Consider the following 17,550-nt stretch of genomic DNA (forward strand, 5'->3'; position numbering starts at 1 on the left):
AAGCCTTACAGCGCCGATGGTACTGCAGGGGGGACCCTGTGGGAGAGTAGGACACCGCCGAACTTCCTTTAGAGCTCTGGCTCTTGGGCAATGAGCCCAAGAGCCAGAGCTTTTTTGCGTTGAGGTAAGGTCAGGGGGCATCATCGGCACGTTTCCCACAGGAGGCCCCCGGGTGGAGGTCCAGGAGACTCGCATCCAGACGGAGCGGGTCCTCACCATCCCCAACATCCTCAGCATGTCGCGGCTCGTCGGTGTGCCGCTCTTCCTGTGGCTGATCCTCAGGCCTGAGTTCGGTGGGCCGAAGAGCGATGGTTGGGCATTGTTGGTGCTGGCGCTGAGCGGCATCAGTGACTACCTGGACGGCAAGCTCGCCCGCCGGTGGAACCAGATCAGCAGCCTCGGCCGGCTTCTTGATCCCGCTGCGGACCGGCTCTACATTCTCTCGACGCTCGTCGGACTCACCTGGCGGGAGATTCTGCCTATCTGGTTGACCGCTGTACTTCTGGCGCGAGAGTTGATCCTGCTGGTCATGGTGGGCGTCCTCAGGCGCCATGGCTATCCGCCCCCGCAGGTGAACTTCCTGGGCAAGGCGGCGACGTTCAACTTGATGTATGCCTTCCCTCTGCTGTTGCTCAGTGACGGAAGTGGATGGATCGCGTCACTCGCTGCTATTTTCGGCTGGGCGTTCGCTGGATGGGGTACAACGCTGTACTGGTGGGCAGGAGTCCTCTACGTGGTACAAGTCCGCCGTCTGGTCCGTGCGGACGCAGCCATGGCCGATTGAACTCGCGGATTGAGGCGGGCGTAGCGCCGCGATGGCCCGCGACGGAAATGTGCGGGACAATCTGGACGGGTGAAGTCGGCTAGACCGTCGTCTCTTAGAGGAGGACGCTTCCGACATGAAGGCCGTCGTGATGGCCGGAGGCGAAGGCACGCGCCTTCGTCCCATGACCTCAAGCATGCCCAAGCCGCTCCTGCCTGTGGCCAACCGCCCGATCATGGAGCATGTTCTGCGGCTGCTCAAAAGGCATGGGCTCACCGAAACCGTCGTCACCGTCCAGTTTTTGGCTTCGCTGGTCAAGAACTATTTCGGCGATGGTGAGGAGCTCGGAATGGAGCTCACCTATGCCAACGAGGAGAAGCCACTCGGTACTGCCGGAAGCGTCAAGAACGCCGAAGAGGCGTTGAAGGACGATGCTTTCCTTGTCATCTCCGGCGATGCACTGACCGACTTCGACCTCACCGAACTGATTCGTTTCCACAAGGAGAAGGGCGCGCTGGTCACCGTATGTCTGACACGGGTGCCCAATCCGCTGGAATTCGGTATCACCATCGTCGACGAAGAGGGCCGGGTCGAGCGGTTCCTTGAGAAGCCGACCTGGGGTCAGGTCTTCTCGGACACCGTGAACACCGGCATCTATGTCATGGAGCCCGAGGTTTTCGACTATGTCGAGCCCGATGTGCCCGTCGACTGGTCCGGCGATGTCTTCCCCCAGTTGATGAAGGAGGGCAAGCCTGTCTTCGGCTATGTCGCCGAAGGGTACTGGGAGGACGTCGGCACCCATGAGAGTTATGTGAAGGCGCAGGCCGACGTGCTGGAGGGCAAGGTCGACGTCGAGCTGGACGGCTTCGAGATCTCTCCTGGCGTGTGGGTGGCGGAGGGCGCCGAGGTGCATTCCGACGCCGTGCTGCGCGGTCCTCTTTATATCGGGGACTATGCCAAAGTCGAGGCCGACGCCGAAATTCGAGAGCACACGGTCGTGGGCTCGAACGTGGTCGTCAAGAGTGGGGCCTTTCTCCACAAAGCCGTTGTGCACGACAACGTGTACGTGGGGCAGCACAGCAATTTGCGTGGCTGTGTCGTCGGCAAGAACACCGACATCATGCGTGCGGCCCGGATCGAGGACGGCGCCGTGATCGGCGATGAGTGCCTGATCGGTGAAGAATCGATTGTTCAGGGCAATGTTCGCGTCTACCCCTTCAAGACGATCGAGGCCGGTGCCTTCGTCAACACCTCGGTGATCTGGGAGTCGAGAGGCCAGGCACATCTCTTCGGTGCTCGTGGGGTCTCCGGAATCCTGAACGTGGAGATCACACCCGAACTCGCAGTGCGTCTCGCCGGCGCCTATGCAACGACCCTCAAGAAGGGGTCCACGGTCACCACGGCCCGCGATCACTCCCGTGGTGCCCGGGCGCTGAAACGGGCGGTCATCTCCGCGTTGCAGGCCAGCGCCATCGACGTACGAGACCTGGAGAACGTCCCGCTGCCCGTGGCACGGCAGCAGACCGCGCGGGGCAGTGCCGGTGGAATCATGATCCGGACCACTCCGGGGGTGCCGGACTCCGTGGACATCATGTTCTTCGACGGGCAGGGCGCCGATCTTTCGCAGGGCAGCCAGCGGAAGTTGGACCGGGTGTTCGCGCGGCAGGAGTACCGGCGGGCGTTCCCGGGTGAGATCGGTGATCTGCACTTTCCGGCCAGCGTGTTCGACTCATACACCGGGTCGCTGTTGCGGAATGTCGACACGACCGGGATCACCGAGTCCGGGCTCAAGGTCGTCGTGGACGCGTCGAACGGCAGTGCCGGGCTCGTCCTGCCGAGTCTGCTCGGAAAGTTGGGCGTGGACTCGCTGACCATCAATCCCGGTCTGGACGAGTCCAGGCCCACGGAGACGGCGGATGCACGGCGGTCGGGGCTGGTGCGGCTGGGAGAGATCGTGGCGTCCGCCCGGGCCGCGTTCGGGGTGCGGTTCGATCCCGTCGGCGAGCGGCTTTCGCTGGTCGACGAGAAGGGGCGGATCGTCGAGGACGACCGGGCATTGCTCGTCATGCTCGACCTGGTGGCCGCGGAGCGACGCAGCGGGCGGGTGGCGCTGCCGGTGACGACCACGAGGATCGCCGAACAGGTGGCGGCGTACCACGGGACGCAGGTCGAGTGGACGACCACCTCGCCCGACGATCTGACCCGGGTCGGACACGACGACTCGACGATCTTCGGCGGGGACGGCCGAGGTGGGTTCATCGTGCCGGAGTTCAGCAGTGTCTTCGACGGTACGGCGGCCTTCGTGCGCCTGATCGGACTGGTCGCACGAACGCAGCTCACGCTCAGCCAGATCGATGCGCGAATTCCGCGGGCGCATGTCCTCAAGCGGGATCTGGCGACTCCCTGGGCAGTCAAGGGCCTGGTGATGCGGCGGGTCGTGGAGGCGGCCGGAGACCGCTTCGTGGACACCACGGACGGTGTGCGGGTGGTGGAGACAGACGGGCGCTGGGTGATGGTCCTGCCAGCCCCGGCCGAGGCAGTCACGCATCTGTGGGCGGAGGGCCCCGACGACGCCTCCGCGCAGGCCCTGCTCGACGAGTGGTCGGCGGTCGTGGACAGCGCCGGGCGCTGAAAAGCTCAGCACGCGCGCGTGCCGGACAAGTCTCCCCGAGGGGGCCTGTCCGGCACGCCGGTGGGGCCATTCGGAGGTAGTGGCCGCGACATGCGACGATGTGCGGCATGCCGCAGCAGCCCCCCGTTCGGAGCACACCCACGCGCCCTGCGCGTCCGGATGCCTCCATGTCGCTGCTCACCAACGTGATGGACCACAGCCTCGATGAGGGGTACGCCGAAGCGGCAGCCCGGAAAGAGGCCGCGGGCGGCATGCCCAAGACCCTGCGGGCGAAGCTCGGACTTGCCGTCGGACTGGTGCTGGCGGCTCTGGTGGTGACCGTCGGAGCGGTACAGGCGCGCGTCGCGGCTCCTGTCGTGGCGAAGGAGCGCGAGGAACTGATCGACCGCATTGACCGGGAGACCACGGCCGCGGACGAACTTGAGGGCAGTGTCGACGAGCTGCGCGCCGAAGTGAGTGCGCGGCAACGGGAGGCTCTGAAGCAGAGCGGCGGCAGTGATCGGGCGGAGTTGGTGGGTTTGCTGTCCGGGGCCACGGACGTGCACGGTCCCGGTGTGAAGCTGGTCGTCGACGACGCCGAGGAATCGTCGAGCGGCGGTGACGGCGACCCGCGCGAGACCTCCGGGTTCTCCGATACCGGGCGGGTGCGCGACCGCGACATGCAGCGTGTGGTGAACGGGCTGTGGGAGTCGGGGGCCGAGGCCGTCTCCATCAACGGGCAGCGGCTGACGGCGCTGTCGGCGATCAGGGCCGCCGGCGACGCGATACTGGTGGACAACAAGCCGCTGGTGCCGCCGTACACGGTACTCGCGGTCGGGGACGGGGACCGGCTGAGCAGCAGGTTTCAGAACAGCGCCGACGGGCTGTATCTGGATGCCTTGCAGGAGAACTACGGCATCCGGACGTCCATCTCCGTGGAGGACGACCTCCGGCTGGCTGCCGCGCCGCGCGTGACCGTACGAACAGCACAGCCGAAAACCGAGAAGGGCACATCGTGATCGCCGTACTGGGCCTCGTCGTGGGCGTCGTGGCCGGCCTGTTGGTCCGGCCGGAGGTTCCGGCGGTCGTCGAGCCTTACCTGCCGATCGCCGTCGTGGCGGCGCTCGACGCCGTCTTCGGGGGTCTGCGGGCCATGCTCGACGGCATCTTCGACGACAAGGTCTTCGTCGTGTCGTTCCTGTCCAACGTCGTCGTGGCCGCGTTGATCGTCTTCCTGGGCGACAAGCTGGGCGTCGGGGCCCAGCTGTCCACCGGCGTTGTCGTGGTCCTCGGCATCCGCATCTTCTCCAACGCCGCCGCGATCCGTCGGCATGTGTTCCGGGCGTGAGGTCGATGAGCGACAAGGACGAGGCGGCGGAGAACAGGCTGCGCAAGGAACTCCCCGAAGAACTTCCCGCGGTGGCCGTGCAGACCGAGGAAAAACCCGCTGAGACGGTGACGGCTGAGGACACCCCCGCTGAGGCGCGGCGCGAGTTGACCGGACGGCAGCGGCTGGTGCAAGGGATCTGGCCGCCGCGCGTCACCCGGGCCCAACTCATCGTCGCTCTGCTGCTGTTCGGCCTCGGCTTCGGCCTGGCGGTGCAGGTCGCCTCCAACAGCGACAGCGACAGTGCCCTGCGCGGTGCCCGTCAGGAAGATCTGGTTCGCATCCTCGATGAACTGGACGACCGTACACAGCGTCTTGAGGACGAGAAGCAGGGGCTTGAGAAGCAGCGCGACGAGTTGGAGAACAGCTCGGACCAAGCCGAGGAGGCCCGTAAGCAGACACTTGAGAAGGAGCGGCAACTCGGAATCCTGGCGGGCACGGTAGCCGCGCAGGGACCCGGGATCACGATGACCATCGACGACACGAAGGGGACGGTCGAGGCGGACATGCTGCTCGACGCGATCCAGGAGCTGCGCGCGGCCGGCGCGGAGGCGATCCAGGTGAACGGCGTACGGGTCGTCGCCGGCACCTATCTGACGGACTCCGGCAACAGCGTGAGCGTCGAGGGGAACAAGATCAACGCTCCCTATCGTTTCAAGGTCATCGGCAAGCCGCAGGACCTCGAACCGGCGCTCAACATTCCAGGAGGCGTGGTGCAGAAGCTGGAGAAGGAGCAGGCCACCGTGACGGTCGAGCGTTCCAGCGAGATCGTTGTGGACGCCTTGCGAGCGGCGAATCGGCCTGACTACGCTCGGTCGTCCTCCCGGTGAACCGGCGGTGCATGGGGGGCGTCCGGCGAGGGCAAGAGGTTGCGGGGGGTCGGCGCACCGAATGGGTGGTGCGTGGTGGAAACTGTCTGGTGGTTACGGACGTTGTGAGGATGTCCGGATCGACCGGTGAGTGCAATCAGGGTTCGTCCTGCCCCACGGGCGGGTCTGTTTCGGTCAAGGGGAATCGCCCGTGAAGTTGTTTGCAAAGTTGTTCGGCAAGAGTGCGCGAGAGGGTCGTGAAAACGCCACGGCTCGCCATCGTGCGCAGCCTGACGCGGAAGGTCAGCGCCCGCTGTTCCGGGACCAGGTAGCTGGTCCGGGAGGTGACATTTCGGGAGGTCAGGGCGTGCCGTCTGTTGACCCTGCGCAGTCTGGCGGCATAGGTTTCGGGCAACCGTCAACCTCAGGTGCGGGTGGTGGATTCTCCGCCGGCCCGTACGCGTCCAACGCCCCGGCGGGGCAGCCGCGGCAGGAGGATCCGTCCATGTCGGCCCTGGTATGTACGAGGTGCGGTAACCGCAATGCGGAGAACAGCCGGTTCTGCTCCAACTGCGGCGCCCCGTTGCGCCCCGGGGCCGTAGCCGAGCGTCCGTCCGAGACGACCTCCACGATCTCCATCTCCGGCCTTGAGGCGTACGACGCCGAGGTCACCGGCCAGACTCAGATGCCGATGCTCTCCCCGGAGGCGCAGGCGGCTGTGGACGCCCTGCCGCTGGGCTCGGCGCTGCTGGTGGTGCGCCGTGGGCCGAACTCCGGCAGCCGCTTCCTCCTGGACAGCGACCTGACCACCGCCGGGCGGCACCCGCAGAGCGACATCTTCCTGGACGACGTGACGGTCTCCCGGCGGCATGTGGAGTTCCGGCGCAGCCACGACGGCTCGTTCACGGTGGCCGACGTGGGCAGTCTGAACGGCACGTATGTCAACCGGGAGCGCATCGACCAGGTCGCCCTGTCGAACGGTGACGAGGTGCAGATCGGCAAGTACCGGCTGGTCTTCTACGCGAGCCAGCGGGGTTACTGACCCTCCCCCGGGCGCCGTCCGGGGGGACCCCAGGGAAGGTCCATGCTTCAAACACCGAGCGGCGGTGCCGGAGCCGGTACCGCCGCCACGGACAGTGGGCTGATGAGCATCGGCACGGTGCTGACTGTGCTGCGCGACGAGTTTCCGGAAGTCACCATCTCCAAGATCCGTTTCCTGGAGTCGGAGGGGCTGATCGAGCCGCAGCGGACCCCCTCGGGGTATCGCAAGTTCAGTGCCGAGGACGTCGACCGCCTCGGCCATGTGCTGAGGATGCAGCGGGACCACTATCTGCCCCTCAAGGTGATCCGCGAGCACCTGGACGCGATAGCCCGCGGAGAGGCCGTACAACCGCCTGCGCTGAGCCGCCAGCACGACGGTGAAGCCGTGGCCGAGGCCTGCGATGCTCCCACGGCGGCCCGGATCGGCCGGGCCGAGCTGCTTGCCGCCGCGGAGATCTGTGAGCGGGATCTGGCGGAGTGGGAGGCGTACGGCCTGATCGCGCCGCTGCCGGACGGGGCGTACGACGCGGAGGCGGTCACCGTCGCGTCGCTCGTCTGCGAGCTGGGGCGGTTCGGGATCGAGCCGCGCCATCTGCGGGTCATGAAGGCCGCCGCGGACCGTGAGGCGGGGCTGGTGGACCAGGTGGTGGCCCCACTGAAGCGGCATCGCAATCCGCAGACCAGGGCACATGCGGAGGCTCGTACGAAGGAACTGGTGGGGCTCACGGTGAGGCTGCACGCCGCGCTGGTGAAGACCGCGCTGGGAGTGCGGTTGCCCTGAGACGTCCGGGCCGCGGGCGTTCGGATGCGGCACCCGTTTTCGGCCCGACTACCCAAACGTCCCGGGCACGGCCTAGGGTTACTGTGTGAACGAGCTCGATGTCGTAGGTGTCCGGGTGGAAATGCCCTCCAACCAACCGATCGTGCTCCTGCGCGAAGTGGGAGGCGACCGTTACCTCCCCATCTGGATCGGGCCGGGGGAGGCGACGGCCATCGCTTTCGCCCAGCAGGGCATGGCCCCGGCACGACCGCTGACCCACGACCTGTTCAAGGACGTGCTGGAGGCCGTCGGCCAGGAGCTCACCGAAGTGCGCATCACGGATCTGCGTGAGGGCGTCTTCTACGCCGAGCTGGTCTTCGCCAGCGGCGTCGAGGTGAGCGCCCGCCCGTCCGATGCCATAGCGCTGGCCCTGCGCACCGGGACGCCGATCTACGGCAGCGACGGCGTGCTCGACGACGCGGGCATCGCGATCCCGGACGAGCAGGAGGACGAGGTGGAGAAGTTCCGCGAGTTCCTCGACCAGATCTCGCCCGAGGACTTCGGCACCAGCAGCCAGTGAGGCGCGGCCGTCCTGCGGACGCAGCCCCCTGCCGGGTCGGTCGAACTCAGACGGTGGCGCGAAATGCCGGCATGTGCCATGGGCGCATGAGAGCGTCGGGCGCCCCCTCAGAGCACATTCGGCTAGCCTTTCCCCGCGGTGGGGTACGGGAAACCACTCCTAGGGTGATTATCACTCGGCGTGCCGAGTGTGGCGATCGTTGACGCACCCCTGGTGACTGCCTACCGTCGAGAGGGCAGGTCAAGGACGGAGGTCGGCGTGAGAAGCAGCGGCGACGGTACGGCTGGGGGTGCTCCCGGACGCGGTCCGGGGGCGAGCGGTCCGTACCCTCCCCCAAGCTCTCAACTGCGTTCGAGTTGGGGGGACCCCCATCACGGCAGCGCGGCCGATCACGTTCCGCAGCGACCGGCGGCCGTGCCGAGCAGCGGAGGGGCGACGTCCATGGCGTCGGAGCAGATCGGCTACCGCGGTCCGACGGCCTGTGCGGCCGCGGGCATCACCTACCGGCAACTCGACTACTGGGCGCGTACCGGGTTGGTCGAGCCGAGTGTGCGGCCCGCGCACGGGTCCGGGACACAGCGTCTGTACAGCTTTCGGGACGTTGTCGTCCTGAAGATCGTCAAGCGCTTCCTCGACACCGGAGTGTCGCTGCAGAACATCCGCACCGCCGTCCTGCACCTCAGGGAACGCGGCTTCCGCGACCTGGAGCGCATGACGCTGATGAGCGACGGCGCCACGGTCTACGAGTGCACCTCGCCCGACGAGGTGCACGCGCTGCTCCAGGGTGGCCAGGGCATCTTCGGAATCGCCGTGGGCGTCGTGTGGCGGGACGTCGAGAGCGCGCTCTCGCAGCTGCACGGGGAGCGGATCGACACCGGCGAGACGCTCGTCGGGCTCAATCCCGCCGACGAGCTGGCGCGGCGGCGGAACCGGGCGGTCTGAGCTCCGCTCCACAGCGGTTCGGGGGCATTGTCAGTGGCGTAGGGCAGCATCGGACATGTGAGAAAAGCGCCCACGATCCTGCATCTCGACATGGATGCCTTCTTCGCCTCGGCGGAGCAGGCGTCCAAGCCGAGCCTGCGCGGGAAGGCCGTCATCGTGGGCGGGCTCGGGCCTCGCGGTGTGGTGGCGACGTGTTCGTACGAGGCGCGCGTCTTCGGGGTTCACTCGGCGATGCCCATGGCGCAGGCCCGCCGCCTCGCGCCGAACGCCGCGTATCTCGTGCCGCGGTTCGGGTTCTATCGGTCGATCAGTGAGCAGGTGATGGGGTTGCTGCGGGCCTTGTCGCCGCTGGTGGAGCCGCTGAGCCTGGATGAGGCGTTCGTCGATCTGGAGGCCGGTGGAGCGGCTTGGGACGAGGCGTCGGCGCGGCTGGCCGGCGGGAAGCTGCGGGCCGACATACGGGCCGTCACCGGGCTCACCGGGTCGGTCGGACTCGCCGCCTCCAAGATGCTCGCGAAGATCGCCTCGGAGCAGGCCAAGCCCGACGGTCTGGTGCTGATCGAGCCGGGGACCGAGCGGGCGCTGCTCGGGCCCATGTCGGTGCGGACGCTGCCGGGGGTCGGACCGGCGACGGGCGACCATCTGCGGCGGGCCGGGATCACCACGGTCGGCGAGATCGCCGAGGCGGGTGAGGACGAGCTCGTAAGACTGCTGGGCAACGCTCATGGCCACGCGCTGTACGCCATGGCGCTGGCGCACGACGACCGGCCTGTGGTCGCCGAGCGGGAGACCAAGTCGGTGTCGGTCGAGGACACCTATGACGTGGACATCCACGACCGGATTCGGGTGGGTCTGGAGGTGCAGCGGCTCGCCGACCGGTGTGTGCGGCGGTTGCGCGGGGCGGGGCTGTCCGGGCGGACCATCGTGCTGAAGGTGCGGAGGTACGACTTCTCCACACTGACGCGGTCGGAGACGCTGCGCGGGCCCACGGACGATCCGGCGGTGGTGCGGGAGGCGGCGGCCCGGCTGCTGGAGTCCGTGGACACCACGGGTGGGGTGCGGCTGCTGGGGGTGGGCGTCAGCGGGCTCGCCGACTACACGCAGGAGGACCTGTTCGCGCAGGCGGCGGGGGAGCACGCGGAGAGCGAGGTGGAGGAGCCTTCGCCCGGCGAACCGGCCGAGGCGCAGTCGGCGCCCGTGGAGCGGCGGTGGCCGGCGGGGCACGACGTACGGCATGCCGGGTACGGGCACGGATGGGTGCAGGGCAGTGGGCTCGGGCGGGTCACCGTGCGGTTTGAGACGCCCGACTCCGAGCCCGGGAGGGTCCGGACCTTCCGGGTCGACGATCCCGAGCTGGAGCCGGCGGATGCGCTGCCGCTTGTGCCACTCCTGCCGCTTGTGCCGCGAAGACCCGAAGAGTCCGAGGCGTCCAACGAGCCCGAGGCGTCCAACGAGCCCGAGGCGTCCGACGGACCCGGGGTGCCGGAAGAGCCCGTGGTGACACCGGTTCAGGCGTCGTCCGTGCCGGCCAGTTTGCCGAAGTCGCGGTCCGGGAGCGAGGGCGGTGGGGCAACGTCGAGGCCGTAGTGGTGGTAGAGCTGGAGTTCCTGCTCCGGTGAGAGGTGGCGGCCGACGCCGAAGTCGGGGGCGTCCTTGATCAGGGCGCGCTCGAAGGGCACGTGCAGGGCCCCCTCGACCAGTTCGCTGGGCTCCAGTGGGACGAAGGCGTCCCTGCTGAACAGGCCGGTGCGTATGGCCGCCCACTCCGGCACTCCGGTGGCGTCGTCGAGGTAGACCTCGTCGATGGTGCCGATCTTGGTGCCACTGCGGTCGAACGCCTTGCGGCCGATCAGGTTGCGCGGATCGATGTCGGTCTGCACGGGCCCTCCAAATGGTGGCAACTCATCCGTAAGCACTACAAAAGAGCAGATTCACCAAGGTGGCCACTCGAAGGTTCCGGCGCTGACCTCGCTGGTACGCTGGCAGCGGCTGCTGACCCCGTGCGGGAGAGTCCTCCGGACACCACCGGAGGCGCCGAAGGAGCAAATCCTCCCCGGAATCTCTCAGGCTCACGTACCGCACGGACGAGGTCACTCTGGAAAGCAGGGCGGGTGTCGACGGCTTCCGCTCTCACCGACGGTGAAAGCCGGAAGCCCGCGGGCGGCCGGTGAAGCTCTCAGGTTGAGATGACAGAGGGGGAGGCCGTCCGGGCACCAGCGCCTTGGTGCCCCTCGAAGGTCGCGTCAGACCAGGAGGCCTCCGCAATGACCGCCCATCGCATTCCGCTCTCCGAGCTCGAACAGGGCACCCCCTTCGAGCAGCGCCACATCGGGCCCGACCAGGAGGCGCGGGCCAAGATGCTCGCGCAGGTGGGCTACGGCTCCCTCGACGAGCTGACCGCCGCCGCGGTGCCGGATGTGATCAAGAACACCGACGACCTTGAGCTGCCGGGCGCGCGCACCGAGGCCGAGGTGCTGGCCGAGCTGCGCACGCTGGCCGACCGTAACCAGGTGCTCGGCTCCATGATCGGACTCGGGTACTACGGGACCTTCACGCCGCCCGTGATCCTGCGCAACGTGATGGAGAACCCGGCCTGGTACACGGCCTACACGCCGTACCAGCCGGAGATCTCCCAGGGGCGGCTGGAGGCGCTGCTGAACTTCCAGACCATGGTCGCCGACCTCACCGGGCTGCCGACCTCCGGTGCCTCGCTGCTCGACGAGGGCACGGCCGCCGCCGAGGCGATGGCCCTGTCCCGGCGGATGGGCAAGAACAAGAAGGGCCTGTTCCTGGTCGACGCGGACACGCTGCCGCAGACCGTCGCCGTGATCGAGACCCGGGCCGAGCCGGTCGGCGTCGACGTCGTCGTCGCCGACCTCAGCGAGGGCATCCCGGCCGGGCTGGCCGAGCGTGAGATCAACGGCGTGCTGATCCAGTATCCGGGCGCCTCCGGTGCCGTACGCGACATCAAGCCGGTCATCGACCAGGCGCACGAGCTGGGCGTGCTCGTCACCGTCGCCGCCGATCTGCTCGCGCTGACGCTGCTGAAGTCGCCGGGTGAGCTGGGCGCCGACATCGCGATCGGTACGACGCAGCGGTTCGGTGTGCCGATGGGCTTCGGCGGGCCGCACGCCGGATACATGGCCGTACACGAGAAGTTCGCGCGCAGCCTGCCCGGACGGCTGGTGGGCGTGTCCGTCGACGCGGACGGGCACAAGGCCTACCGGCTCGCGCTGCAGACGCGTGAGCAGCACATCCGGCGTGAGAAGGCGACCAGCAACATCTGCACCGCGCAGGTGCTGCTCGCCGTGATGGCCGGGATGTACGCCGTCTATCACGGTCCCGAGGGGCTGAAGGTCATCGCCCGCCGGACGCACCGGTACGCCTCGATCCTCGCCGAGGGGCTCAGGAGCGGCGGTGCCGAGGTCGTCCACGGCGCGTACTTCGACACCGTCAGCGTGCGGGTTCCGGGCCGGGCCGCCGAGGTCGTCGCCGCCGCGCGCGAACACGGGGTCAATCTGCGGCTCGTGGACGCCGACCTCGTGTCGATCGCCTGCGACGAGACCACGAACCGGGCCCAACTGGCCGCCGTATGGACCACGTTCGGGGTCGAGGCCGATATCGAGGCGCTGGACTCCGCGACGGATGACTCGCTGCCGGAGGCGCTGCTGCGCGCCGACGAGTATCTGACCCACCCGGTCTTCCACCAGCACCGCTCCGAGACCGCGATGCTGCGCTATCTGCGCCGGCTCGCCGACCGGGACTACGCGCTGGACCGCGGCATGATCCCGCTGGGTTCCTGCACCATGAAGCTCAACGCAACGACCGAGATGGAGCCGGTCACCTGGCCCGAGTTCGGGCAGCTGCACCCCTTCGCGCCCGCCGAGCAGGCGCAGGGCTACCTCACGCTCATCCGTGAGCTGGAGGAGCGGCTCGCCGAGGTCACCGGGTACGACAAGGTGTCGCTGCAGCCCAACGCCGGTTCGCAGGGCGAGTTCGCCGGGCTGCTCGCCGTACGCGGATACCACCGGGCCAACGGGGACGAGCAGCGGACCGTGTGCCTCATTCCGTCCTCGGCACACGGGACCAACGCCGCCAGCGCCGTCATGGCCGGGATGAGGGTCGTCGTCGTGAAGACCGCCGAGGACGGCGAGATCGACGTGGCGGATCTGCGGGCGAAGATCGAGCGGTACCGCGACGAGCTGTCGGTGCTGATGATCACGTACCCGTCGACGCATGGTGTGTTCGAGGAGCACGTCGCCGACATCTGCGCGCAGGTGCATGAGGCGGGCGGCCAGGTGTACGTCGACGGCGCCAACCTCAACGCCCTTGTGGGGCTTGCCAAGCCGGGGCACTTCGGCGGTGACGTCTCGCATCTGAATCTGCACAAGACCTTCTGCATTCCGCACGGTGGTGGCGGTCCGGGCGTCGGTCCCGTCGGTGTGCGTGCGCACCTGGCGCCGTATCTGCCGAACCACCCGCTGCAGCCTGCCGCCGGTCCGGAGACGGGTGTCGGGCCGATCTCGGCCGCGCCCTGGGGTTCCGCGGGGATCCTGCCGATCTCGTGGGCGTACGTCCGGCTCATGGGCGGCGAAGGGCTCAAGCGGGCCACGCAGGTGGCGGTGCTCAGCGCCAACTACATCGCCAAGCGGCTCGAACCGCACTACCCGGTGCTCTACACCGGTCCCGGCGGGCTGGTCGCGCACGAGTGCATCATCGATCTGCGGCCGCTGACCAAGGCGACCGGGGTGACGGTCGACGATGTCGCCAAGCGGCTGATCGACTACGGATTCCACGCGCCGACGATGTCGTTCCCGGTGGCCGGGACGCTGATGATCGAGCCGACCGAGTCCGAGGACCTGACCGAACTCGACCGGTTCTGCGAGGCGATGATCGCCATACGGGCGGAGATCGAGAAGGTCGGTTCGGGCGAGTGGCCCGCCGACGACAACCCGCTGCGGAACGCGCCGCACACCGCCAGCGCGCTGGGCGGGGAGTGGAAGCACGCGTACACGCGCGAGGAGGCCGTCTTCCCGGAGGGCGTCTCGGCGTCCGGGAAGTACTGGCCGCCGGTGCGCCGGATCGACCAGGCCTTCGGTGACCGGAACCTGGTGTGCTCCTGCCCGCCGCTGGACGCGTACGAGGACTGAGCCGTACGTCGTCGGGGGGCTCCGCCGGTCGTGGCGGCGCCCCCCGATTCGTCATGCGGTCGCCAGTGAGACCTCGGTCGACTTGATCAAGGCGACCACCGGCGTGCCGGGTGACAGGGCCAGTTCCGCGGCGGCGTCCTTGGTGATCGCGGCGGTCAGTTCGCCGCCCTCGACGCCGATCTTCACGGTGGCCATCGCGTTGCCGGTGGCGATGTCGGTGACCATGCCGGGGAGCTGGTTGCGGATGGACAGGCCCTCGACCGGGGCGGTGGCCAGGGAGACTTCCGTCGACTTCGCGAGGGCGTGTACGGCGGAGCCCGGGGCGAGGCCGAGGTCGGTCACGGCTTCCAGGGTGATCGCCGCGGTGAGGGTGTGGCCGCCGGTGAGGCGGACGCCGACGGTGGCCATCACCTCGCCTGGCGTGACGGTGACGACGGTGCCGGGGAGCTGGTTGCGGATGCTCAGGGTCATGGGCATCAACCTAGGGCCCCGGGGGGCTTATGCCGGGTATGCATGTGTCTGCGTCGCCTTGACCGTTGCCCACACGGCGGCGCCCGGGTGCAGATCGAGTTCGGCGGCGGCGACCGTGGTGAGATCGGCGGCGAGCGGGAGTTCGCCGGTGAGGTCCGCGCGGATCTGGTCGGCGTGGGTTTCCAGGCCGGCCACCTCGCAGCGCCACAGGTTGCGGGCGCTGGAGCCGGTGGGGCGGTCGCGGTGCAGCGTGACCGCGCTGGGCGGGAAGGCGACGAAGACCGGGCCGGCCAGGTCTTCCGTCGTGGTGATGGCGGGGCCGCTGTCGAGCTGGACCGTGTGGCCCGCCGCCTGTCCCTTGTAGAGGTTCAGGCCGACCAGTTGCGCGATGTAGTCCGTACGGGGGCGGCGGGCGATGTCGGACGGGGTCCCCTCCTGGACGATTCGGCCGTGCTCGATCACGACCAGCCGGTCGGCCAGCACCATGGCGTCCAGCGGGTCATGGGTGACCAGGACGGCGACTGCCTCGAAGTCGGCCAGGTGGCGGCGGAGTTGGGCACGGACTTCGAGGCGGGTACGGGCGTCCAGGGCGGCGAGGGGTTCGTCGAGGAGCAGCAGGCGGGGGCGGGTGGCGAGGGCCCGGGCGAGGGCGACGCGCTGGGCCTGGCCGCCGGAGAGGTTGCGGGGCTTGGCGGTGGCGTGTGCGGTGAGGCCCATGCGGTCCAGCCACTCGGCCGCCTGTGCGCGGGCCGCGGGCTTCGTGGCGCCTTGGCAGCGGGGGCCAAAGGCGACGTTGTCCAGGGCGGTGAGGTGGGGGAAGAGGAGGTAGTCCTGGAAGACGACGCCGACCGGGCGGGATTCCGGGGGCGTGTGGTGCAACTCGGTGCCGTCCAGGTGGAGATGGCCGGCGGTGAGGGGGGTGAGGCCGGCGAGGGCGCGGAGGGCGGTGGTCTTGCCTGCGCCGTTCGGGCCGAGCAGGGCGACTACCTCGCCGGGGGCGGCGGTGAGGGTGATGTCCAGGTGGAAGGGGCCGCGGGTGACGACGAGGTGGGCGTCAAGGCCGTCGGTGTGCGTGCGATGGGTGAGCTGGTCGGGGGGTGTGCTGTCGAGGTCGGTCATGGGGTGCACGTCCGAGGGGTGGGTGTGGTGCGGGGAGTTTTCGTGATGGTGCGGGTGCGGGTGCGGGTGCGGGTGCCGGGGGGTGGGGGGTGGGTTTTGCTTGCCCGCGCCGGCGGGGTGCCGCTGCGCCCACCCGTGCCGCCCCAGCGGCACGACTGCCCGCAGCTGCGGCGGGGTCATGATGGTGTCATCCAGCGGTCCCGTAGGCCGGCCAGGACTGCGATGGAGACGGTGAGGAGGACCAGGCTGAGGGCGATTGCCGCTGCTGGGTCGTTTTGGAGGGCCAGGTAGACCGCGAGGGGCATGGTCTGGGTGCGGCCGGGAAAGTTGCCCGCGAAGGTGATGGTCGCGCCGAACTCGCCGAGTGCCCGGGCCCAGGCCAGCACGGAACCCGCCGCGATGCCCGGGGCGATGAGGGGCAGGGTGACCCTGCGGAACGCCGTGAAGCGGGAGGCGCCGAGTGTGGTGGCTGCCTCCTCGTAGCGGGGGTCGGCCGCCCTGAGGGTGCCCTCGACGCTGATCACCAGGAACGGCATCGCCACGAAGGTCTCCGCCAGGACCACGCCGGTGGTGGTGAAGGGGAGCGTGATGCCGAACCACTCGTCCAGCCATTGACCGGCCACGCCGTTGCGGCCGAGCGCCATCAGCAGGGCCACGCCGCCCACCACCGGGGGCAGGACGAGCGGCAGGGTGACCAGCGCGCGGACCAGGCCGCGGCCGGGGAAGTCCGTGCGGGCCAGCAGCCAGGCCAGTGGAACGCCGATGACCAGGCTCAGCGCCGTCGCCGCCGTGGCGCACACCAGCGACAGGCGCAGCGCCTCCCACACCTCGGCGCTGGTCAGCTGCTCGGGCAGGGTGCGCCAGGGCGCCCGTATGAGCAGGGCGACGAGGGGGAGCAGCAGGAACGCCAGACCGAGGAGGGCCGGGACCAGCAGGGGAAGCGGCACCATGCGGGTGCGGGTGCGCGTACGGTCGCGCCCGCCCTTGATCGTCTCGGCCTGTCCGCTCACGGCTTGAGGAACCCGGCCTCGGTCAGGACACGCTGGCCCGCGGCGGACTTCACCAGCTCCATGAACGCCCTCGCCGCGTCGGGGTTGGGGGCGTCCTTGAGGCGGGTGATCGGGTAGTCGTTGACGGCCTCGGCCGACTCGGGGAAGTCCACGCCCTCCACCTTGTCACCCGCCGCCTTCACATCGGTCTTGTAGACGACGGCGGCGTCCGCCTCCTTCAGCTCGACCTTCGTCAGGGCGCTCTTCACGTCCTGCTCGTACGAAACGGGGGTGAGCTTCAGATCGCTGGCCTGCAGGGCCTTCTCCGCGGCGGCGCCGCACGGCACCGACTTGTCGCACAGGACCACCTTCAGGCCGGACTTGGTGAGGTCCTTGAGCGAGGCGATCTTGTCGGGGTTGCCCGGCAAAGTGGCGATCTCCAGCTGGTTGCGGACGAAGGTGGACGGGCTGCCGACCGCGGCCTTCGCGTCCGTGACGATCGCCATCGTCTTGGGGCTGGCCGCGGCGAAGACGTCGGCCGGTGCGCCGCCCGTGATGCTCGCGGCGAGGCTGTCGCTGCCGCCGAAGCTGAAGGTGACCTTCGTGCCCGGGTGCTCCTTCTCGAACTCCTTGCCCAGGGCCGTGAAGCTCTCCTGGAGGGAGGCGGCGGCGAAGACGGTGACGGTGCCGGACAGCTTCGGCGACCCCGATGACGAGGGGCCGGAATCGGCTTCCGAATCGGACGAGGAGGAACACGCGGTCAGAGCCAGCAGCAAGGCGGCTCCTGCGACGGCCACCTGCGGGGTACGGCGGGTCCGGCGCGCGGAACGGGTCATCACGGGTCCACTCCCTCTGTCTCCCGGGGAAGGGTTCGGGGTTCCGAAGGGCCCCCGGGCTCTTCCGATGCGTCGATCATCATACTGGCGCA

General features: G+C 68.8%; 16 protein-coding genes and 1 riboswitch. Of the genes, 11 read left to right on the forward strand and 5 right to left on the reverse strand.

Going from position 1 to position 17,550, the window contains the following annotated elements:
- The first annotated feature begins 172 nt into the window (after nt 1-172).
- The 10 genes from clsA to GFH49_RS16505 all read left to right on the forward strand — a co-directional run bounded on the left by clsA (nt 173) and on the right by GFH49_RS16505 (nt 10,480).
- The gene (clsA, locus tag GFH49_RS16460; RefSeq protein WP_155056640.1) at nt 173-784 is read left to right on the forward strand and encodes a cardiolipin synthase ClsA; all 612 of its coding nucleotides are present in this window, start codon (nt 173-175) and stop codon (nt 782-784) included.
- A 115-nt stretch (nt 785-899) separates the two neighbouring features.
- Nucleotides 900-3,395 (forward strand): mannose-1-phosphate guanyltransferase, encoded by a 2,496-nt coding sequence (locus tag GFH49_RS16465; RefSeq protein ID WP_155056641.1) that lies wholly within the window; start codon nt 900-902, stop codon nt 3,393-3,395.
- A 167-nt stretch (nt 3,396-3,562) separates the two neighbouring features.
- Nucleotides 3,563-4,393, forward strand: a complete 831-nt coding sequence (locus GFH49_RS16470) for a DUF881 domain-containing protein (protein ID WP_230396333.1) — start codon at nt 3,563-3,565, stop codon at nt 4,391-4,393.
- Nucleotides 4,390-4,722, forward strand: a complete 333-nt coding sequence (locus tag GFH49_RS16475; protein ID WP_003988855.1) for a small basic family protein — start codon at nt 4,390-4,392, stop codon at nt 4,720-4,722. The genes GFH49_RS16470 and GFH49_RS16475 overlap by 4 nt, the downstream gene beginning before the upstream one ends.
- Before the next feature lie 5 nt (nt 4,723-4,727).
- Nucleotides 4,728-5,591 (forward strand): DUF881 domain-containing protein, encoded by an 864-nt coding sequence (locus GFH49_RS16480; protein WP_155056643.1) that lies wholly within the window; start codon nt 4,728-4,730, stop codon nt 5,589-5,591.
- A gap of 130 nt (nt 5,592-5,721) precedes the next feature.
- A complete protein-coding gene (locus tag GFH49_RS41500; protein ID WP_408055913.1) occupies nt 5,722-6,612 on the forward strand; it encodes a zinc-ribbon and FHA domain-containing protein in 891 nt (296 codons plus the stop codon).
- Nucleotides 6,613-6,654: 42 nt separating this feature from the next.
- Complete coding sequence (ftsR, locus tag GFH49_RS16490) at nt 6,655-7,392, forward strand: transcriptional regulator FtsR (RefSeq protein WP_155056645.1); 738 nt, start codon at nt 6,655-6,657, stop codon at nt 7,390-7,392.
- Between the two features lie 85 nt (nt 7,393-7,477).
- Nucleotides 7,478-7,951 (forward strand): bifunctional nuclease family protein, encoded by a 474-nt coding sequence (locus GFH49_RS16495; protein ID WP_004002801.1) that lies wholly within the window; start codon nt 7,478-7,480, stop codon nt 7,949-7,951.
- 258 nt (nt 7,952-8,209) lie between these two features.
- Nucleotides 8,210-8,893, forward strand: a complete 684-nt coding sequence (locus tag GFH49_RS16500) for a MerR family transcriptional regulator (RefSeq protein WP_196218018.1) — start codon at nt 8,210-8,212, stop codon at nt 8,891-8,893.
- Between the two features lie 57 nt (nt 8,894-8,950).
- Complete coding sequence (locus tag GFH49_RS16505; RefSeq protein ID WP_155056646.1) at nt 8,951-10,480, forward strand: DNA polymerase IV; 1,530 nt, start codon at nt 8,951-8,953, stop codon at nt 10,478-10,480.
- On the opposite strand, the gene GFH49_RS16510 is transcribed toward GFH49_RS16505, so the two are convergent.
- Entirely contained in the window at nt 10,402-10,773 is a 372-nt protein-coding gene (locus GFH49_RS16510) for a PRC-barrel domain-containing protein (protein ID WP_196218019.1), read from the reverse strand. The genes GFH49_RS16505 and GFH49_RS16510 overlap by 79 nt on opposite strands.
- 113 nt (nt 10,774-10,886) lie before the next feature.
- Nucleotides 10,887-10,982: riboswitch (glycine riboswitch) on the forward strand.
- A gap of 175 nt (nt 10,983-11,157) precedes the next feature.
- On the opposite strand from GFH49_RS16510, the gene gcvP reads away from it, so the two are divergent.
- On the forward strand, nt 11,158-14,043 hold the full coding sequence (gene gcvP / locus GFH49_RS16515; RefSeq protein ID WP_155056648.1) for an aminomethyl-transferring glycine dehydrogenase: 2,886 nt from the start codon (nt 11,158-11,160) through the stop codon (nt 14,041-14,043).
- A 51-nt stretch (nt 14,044-14,094) separates the two neighbouring features.
- On the opposite strand, the gene GFH49_RS16520 is transcribed toward gcvP, so the two are convergent.
- The 4 genes from GFH49_RS16520 to modA form a co-directional block, all read right to left on the reverse strand.
- Nucleotides 14,095-14,514, reverse strand: coding sequence for a TOBE domain-containing protein (locus GFH49_RS16520; RefSeq protein ID WP_155056649.1), 420 nt, complete (start codon nt 14,512-14,514; stop codon nt 14,095-14,097).
- 27 nt (nt 14,515-14,541) lie between these two features.
- Nucleotides 14,542-15,633 carry an ABC transporter ATP-binding protein gene (locus GFH49_RS16525; RefSeq protein WP_155056752.1) on the reverse strand — a complete coding sequence of 364 codons (1,092 nt, stop codon included), beginning with the start codon at nt 15,631-15,633 and terminating at the stop codon, nt 14,542-14,544.
- Between the two features lie 176 nt (nt 15,634-15,809).
- Nucleotides 15,810-16,583, reverse strand: coding sequence for a molybdate ABC transporter permease subunit (gene modB / locus GFH49_RS16530; RefSeq protein WP_230396337.1), 774 nt, complete (start codon nt 16,581-16,583; stop codon nt 15,810-15,812).
- A gap of 56 nt (nt 16,584-16,639) precedes the next feature.
- Nucleotides 16,640-17,458, reverse strand: a complete 819-nt coding sequence (gene modA / locus GFH49_RS16535; RefSeq protein ID WP_155056651.1) for a molybdate ABC transporter substrate-binding protein — start codon at nt 17,456-17,458, stop codon at nt 16,640-16,642.
- Between the last annotated feature and the right edge of the window lie 92 nt (nt 17,459-17,550).

Origin of the sequence: Streptomyces blattellae (assembly GCF_009709555.1) — a bacterium.
Lineage (GTDB): Bacteria > Actinomycetota > Actinomycetes > Streptomycetales > Streptomycetaceae > Streptomyces > Streptomyces blattellae.

Bases quoted from the DNA above. Each gene is read 5' to 3' on its own strand.
- GFH49_RS16465 (WP_155056641.1), top strand. From the start codon at position 900: ATGAAGGCCGTCGTGATGGCCGGAGGCGAAGGCACGCGCCTTCGTCCC.
- GFH49_RS16470 (WP_230396333.1), top strand. From the start codon at position 3,563: ATGTCGCTGCTCACCAACGTGATGGACCACAGCCTCGATGAGGGGTAC.
- GFH49_RS16480 (WP_155056643.1), top strand. From the start codon at position 4,728: ATGAGCGACAAGGACGAGGCGGCGGAGAACAGGCTGCGCAAGGAACTC.
- ftsR (WP_155056645.1), top strand. From the start codon at position 6,655: ATGCTTCAAACACCGAGCGGCGGTGCCGGAGCCGGTACCGCCGCCACG.
- gcvP (WP_155056648.1), top strand. From the start codon at position 11,158: ATGACCGCCCATCGCATTCCGCTCTCCGAGCTCGAACAGGGCACCCCC.
- GFH49_RS16520 (WP_155056649.1), bottom strand. From the start codon at position 14,514: ATGACCCTGAGCATCCGCAACCAGCTCCCCGGCACCGTCGTCACCGTC.
- GFH49_RS16525 (WP_155056752.1), bottom strand. From the start codon at position 15,633: ATGACCGACCTCGACAGCACACCCCCCGACCAGCTCACCCATCGCACG.
- modB (WP_230396337.1), bottom strand. From the start codon at position 16,583: ATGGTGCCGCTTCCCCTGCTGGTCCCGGCCCTCCTCGGTCTGGCGTTC.
- modA (WP_155056651.1), bottom strand. From the start codon at position 17,458: ATGACCCGTTCCGCGCGCCGGACCCGCCGTACCCCGCAGGTGGCCGTC.